The organism is Helicobacter cholecystus, from assembly GCF_003364215.1.
GTDB classification, from domain to species: Bacteria; Campylobacterota; Campylobacteria; order Campylobacterales; family Helicobacteraceae; genus Helicobacter_G; species Helicobacter_G cholecystus.
Genome location: NZ_NXLU01000029.1, coordinates 1 through 836 on the forward strand (window position 1 = coordinate 1; position 836 = coordinate 836).

Below are 836 nucleotides of genomic sequence, written 5' to 3' on the forward strand. Positions count from 1 at the left end.
AGAATATAATTTTACAAATGATGGCACTGTAACAGGCAATATCACTCTAAATTCACAAAATGATCGACTTCTTATCACCAATGTTGATCATAAACTCACAGTGGATGGAAATATTAGGAATACAGGTGGTAATCTCACTATTAAGGCTGGGAGTATTGAAGTCAAAGGAGAAATTACTTCAAAGAATTCTGGCGGATATTTTGCAAATACCACTATACTACTTAAGCAAAACAATAATACTGGGGTGAATGCTATCTTTCATCATGTCAGTGCAGTCAGTGCCACAAACACTATTGCGATAGGCTATGACTCTGTTCCTAATGGTTCTACTCAAACTACTGATACAACTACCTCTAATTCCTTAACAATTGATACACTCCAAGCCACACGGGGGTATGCTGCAGGTGGAAACAATAAGATCTATGCCAATAATAGCAATGTAGAGATTAAAAATATGCGATCAGATAGGGCCACTAATACTGTTAGTATGGGAGATAGCGGTAAATTAAAGATTACTACTCTCGAGACTAACAATTATGGCGCAACAAACATCACAAGCAGTGGAGCCCAAGTAGAAATTGGGCAAGTAACAACAGATAGATATTCTACTAATTCAATTAAACTAAACAATAATGGAACTCTTAACATCACGGAAGGAATCACTGTAAGTAATGACGGTAGCAATGTCATTAAGGCAGGATCAATCACCAACACTGGTGGAATCTCCGCTAATTCTAGAGGGAAAAATGTCATTGAGGCAGGATCAATCACCAACACTGGTGGAATCTCCACATCTGGTGGTTATTCAAGTTCTAACACAATCACTCTTACAGGAA

General features: G+C 37.8%; 1 protein-coding gene. It reads left to right on the forward strand.

All coding sequences use genetic code 11. The features are described 5' to 3' along the window. The coding region (locus CQA62_RS06950) for a hypothetical protein (protein ID WP_170125579.1) at nucleotides 1-836 on the forward strand (836 nt) is incomplete at both ends.